Here is a 3,763-nt window from a genome sequence, read left to right as displayed (position 1 = left end):
GATAAACGCAGATAATTTCAGGGTGTTTTCCGATTTTTGCAATTCAAGTCTATTAAATTTAACGCGAGTAGCGCCGCTTTCGGCTCGCAGTGAGAAGGATTTAGTAAGATTGTATCTAAATGGGCGATCGACTGTTCGATCCAAACTTCGGAAGTCGGCTGTTTCAAAAACTTAATAGTTGGCAGTGTTAAACTCATATTAATTTGAGATTTGAAAGTTGAGATAAGTATGCGCACGGCCGTGCGCATTGCGCACCCTACAGATAGAGTGTGTGCGTAAGTCCTGAATATGTTTGGATCAAAATTATCCAGGTCTTGTCCCTGACTGGAACCGAAATTTTGAGACCAATTGGTCTCAAAAATCCTTCAGAGAAAAACCAGATGTTGCAGTGAGGGCATCTGGCGGCGAACTTGTTCTAGCCGATCGGGATTAATTTCCGCAATTTTGAGACCAATTGGTCTCAAAAATCCTTCAAAGAAAAACCCGATGTTGCAGTGAGGGCATTTGGCGGCGGACTTGTTCTAGCCGATCGGGATTAATCTCTGCCACCGCCACACCCGGTTCCTCTCCGGCATCTGCCAAAACCACACCCCAAGGGTCTACAATCATGGCGTGACCGTGAGTTTGACGGCGGCCGTAGTGGTGTCCAGTCTGCGCCGGGGCGATCGTGTAGCAAGTATTCTCGATCGCCCTAGCTTGCAACAAAACCTTCCAGTGATCCTTGCCAGTGTAAGCAGTAAACGCCGCCGGCACGAACAAAACATCAGCGCCCTTGTGCGACAAATGCCTGTACACTTCCGGGAACCGCACGTCATAGCACACCGAAAGTCCCAGCGTCCCCAACTCCGGCGACACATAAACCGGCGGCAAATCTTCACCAGCTTTCACCGTGTTCGATTCCCTGTAAGTAATCCCGTCTGGCACATTCACATCGAACAAATGTACTTTTTTGTACCTTGCCACTTCGCTACCGTTTGGGTCTACCAGCAAGCAAGTATTGTATACCTTCCCCCCCTCTGTCGGCACCGGAAATCCGCCGCCCAGAATCGTTACCTGGAAGCGTTGGGCCATGGTTTTGAGGAATTTTTCGCTTTGGAGTCCGATCGCATCTGCAAGAGCAATCTTGTCCTCCTCTTCTCCCATAAACGAGAAATTTTCTGGTAAGGAAACTAACTCCGCACCCCGACGCACTGCCAGGTCGATTAATTCCTCTGCCTGCACCAAATTTTTTTCCAGGTCAGGCAAGCTAGTCATTTGAATTGCTGCGGCGAGATAAGACTTCATCGATTCACAATATTAGTCATTAGTCAGTTGTCTGTTGTCTGTTGTCTGTTGTCTGTTGTCTGTTGTTAGTTGTTAGTTGTTATTCGTTATTGGTTATTGGTTCTTAGTACCTATGACCTGTTTGGCCTGTTTGGCCTATTCTCGATGCTCACCTCATGCTACTGAGAAAGTCTATAGAGTTTGAGAGTTTTGATGTTTGAGCTTTGAATTAACCTTTAACTCACAACTCACAACTCAAAACTCTCAACTTCTTGACCCTAGGTTTTGCGACCTAAGTTCGCTCAAATCTTAAGGCATTGGATGGAAAAGCAAATCTGGGAAAAAGCGGTTAAATTCAATTAAAGCCGCGCCTTGAATAGATAGCCAAAGGATAGCCAATACTGGTGCGGTCGAAAGAAACTTGACAAAATATTGCATGAATTCTGCTCCTGAAATTTCGAGACAGTTGGTAATTTCCGATCGCGAATTGTGCTAATTGCTAACTTGCGGTTAATAAATTAACTGTTAGCTTTTAGCCGTCGCTCCATTTCCCTATTTTAGCGGGGGGAAACAGTAATTTCATCATCCTTGGCAAACATTTCACCAGTGGTGATTTCTTTGAGTGCTGCCAGAGGCCATAAAACGCCGCTCAGCATAGATTTGATTGCCAAAGGAACGTCGATAATAATCTCTTTTTCCTCTGGAGTTGCTGATTTTTTGGTAACTTGCAGGTAAGAGCGGCCCACCCAACCAATCCAACCGGCCATATACAAGAACAGTATGCTAGGAATCAAAAAGTCGCCAGCCTTGCTCAAGTTACCGTCTACGATTAAGTGCGGGTATCCTTCCGGGCCGCACAAAGCTTGAGAATAGCGATCGAATCTTGCCTTGGCAGATGCCGGGTCGCCGTTGGTAGAACGCGCATTTTTAGCCAGTTCCTTGAACGCGGGAGAGTCCTTGCACGGCACCAAATTGTAAGCCGAAGCAACTGGAACAAAACTGATCCACAGACTAACCACTAAAATTGCAGCAAACAATCGTCGCATGAAATTGTTTCCCTTTGTTACAAAACAATAAGTTTTTTTACAAGCATTTCAACTTGCCGATTCCGAATCGAGATTACCGCGCTTGCTGAGGGTGTAAAGTCTCCATCATACAGGCGGCAAACCCTCCTAGAATGAGGGATTCGGGTTTCATAGGTCAGTGCCAAAGCTTAGCAATACCGCGAGAATAGTTCACAGCTTGCAATACTTCGATCGCCCGGAAGCCCACTCCTACGGCTGGCAAATATCCCGCGGCAATAACCTGAGAACAGATCGACCGAGGGACTTGCGCCGAATTCGTTAAGCTAGCAATAGCTAACCTATCAAATAAAATTACCAGTTAATGGCAACCATTTTCGCGATCGAAACAAGTTGTGATGAAACAGCAGCAGCAATTGTTAAGAATCGTCAAGTTTGCAGCAATGTTGTAGCATCACAAATTAAAATCCACGAGCAGTACGGTGGGGTAGTCCCGGAAGTAGCTTCGCGGAGCCATCTAGAAATGCTAAATCAGGTAATTGCCCAGTGTCTGAGTGAAGCCAACCTGAGTTGGTCAGAAATTGACGGGATTGCGGCGACTTGTGCCCCGGGTTTAGTAGGTGCATTGTTAGTCGGGCTGAGTGCGGCGAAAAGCTTAGCAATAGTCCACCAAAAACCTTTTTTAGGCGTCCACCACCTCGAAGGGCACATCTACGCTTCTTACCTCATCGAACCAGACTTGCAGCCGCCGTTTTTGTGCTTGTTAGTTTCCGGGGGACACACCAGCTTAATTCACGTTAAAGATTGCGGCGTTTACGAAACAGTAGGAAAAACGCGCGACGATGCGGCGGGTGAAGCTTTTGATAAAGTCGCCAGACTGTTGCAGCTAGGATATCCCGGCGGGCCGCTGATGGACAAATTGGCAGCCCTGGGCAATCCCCAAGCATACCCCCTACCTGAAGGTAGAATTTCGCTGCCCGGTGGCGGATATCATCCCTACGACAGCAGTTTTAGCGGTTTGAAAACGGCAGTTTTGCAGTTAGTGCAGAAACTTAAAAAACAAGATATTAGTGCCGGCGGCGAAGGCGTCTTGGCTGCCTCTACAATTAATGATATTGCGGCGAGTTTTCAGGAAACAGTAGCGAAGGGTTTAACCAAAAGAGCGATCGACTGTACACTAAATTTAGGACTTACCACGATTGTAGTCGGCGGCGGAGTCGCAGCCAACAGCGGACTCCGAAAACACTTACAAGCAGCCGCAGTTAAGCACAAGTTGCGAGTATTGTTTCCCCCATTAAAATATTGCACGGACAACGCAGCAATGATCGGCTGTGCGGCGGCAGAACACTTGCAGCGAGGGCACACCTCACCCCTGACATTGGGAGCCAATTCGCGGATGGCTGTTAGCGATATCATGGAACTGTATAGCAGTTGACAGTTGACAGTTGACAGTTGACAGTTGACAGTTGACAGTTGAC

General features: G+C 47.2%; 6 protein-coding genes and 1 pseudogene. 2 read left to right on the top strand and 5 right to left on the bottom strand.

The window, feature by feature from the left end:
- Positions 1 to 17 precede the first annotated feature (17 nt).
- The 5 genes and pseudogenes from miaE to QT974_RS32290 form a co-directional block, all read right to left on the bottom strand.
- On the bottom strand, positions 18 to 197 hold the full coding sequence (gene miaE, locus QT974_RS32310) for a tRNA isopentenyl-2-thiomethyl-A-37 hydroxylase MiaE (protein ID WP_333472452.1): 180 nt from the start codon (positions 195 to 197) through the stop codon (positions 18 to 20).
- Between the two features lie 168 nt (positions 198 to 365).
- Positions 366 to 452: pseudogene (locus QT974_RS32305) on the bottom strand (carbon-nitrogen hydrolase family protein); the annotation flags it as partial.
- A gap of 19 nt (positions 453 to 471) precedes the next feature.
- Complete coding sequence (locus QT974_RS32300) at positions 472 to 1,284, bottom strand: carbon-nitrogen hydrolase family protein (protein WP_333472451.1); 813 nt, start codon at positions 1,282 to 1,284, stop codon at positions 472 to 474.
- Between the two features lie 288 nt (positions 1,285 to 1,572).
- Positions 1,573 to 1,701: a photosystem I reaction center subunit IX gene (psaJ, locus tag QT974_RS32295; protein WP_106151078.1), complete on the bottom strand. Its 129-nt coding sequence runs from the start codon at positions 1,699 to 1,701 to the stop codon at positions 1,573 to 1,575.
- A gap of 119 nt (positions 1,702 to 1,820) precedes the next feature.
- Positions 1,821 to 2,309: a Photosystem I reaction center subunit III gene (locus QT974_RS32290; RefSeq protein ID WP_333472450.1), complete on the bottom strand. Its 489-nt coding sequence runs from the start codon at positions 2,307 to 2,309 to the stop codon at positions 1,821 to 1,823.
- A gap of 157 nt (positions 2,310 to 2,466) precedes the next feature.
- On the opposite strand from QT974_RS32290, the gene QT974_RS32285 reads away from it, so the two are divergent.
- A complete protein-coding gene (locus tag QT974_RS32285) occupies positions 2,467 to 2,610 on the top strand; it encodes a hypothetical protein (RefSeq protein WP_333472449.1) in 144 nt (47 codons plus the stop codon).
- A 39-nt stretch (positions 2,611 to 2,649) separates the two neighbouring features.
- A complete protein-coding gene (tsaD, locus tag QT974_RS32280; RefSeq protein ID WP_333472448.1) occupies positions 2,650 to 3,720 on the top strand; it encodes a tRNA (adenosine(37)-N6)-threonylcarbamoyltransferase complex transferase subunit TsaD in 1,071 nt (356 codons plus the stop codon).
- Positions 3,721 to 3,763: the final 43 nt, after the last annotated feature.

The sequence above is a fragment of the Microcoleus sp. BM001215392 genome (genome assembly GCF_036700185.1).
Lineage (GTDB): Bacteria > Cyanobacteriota > Cyanobacteriia > Cyanobacteriales > Microcoleaceae > Microcoleus.
The sequence above is the reverse complement of the archived record's forward strand: the minus strand, read 5'-3'. Positions and strand labels throughout refer to the sequence as shown.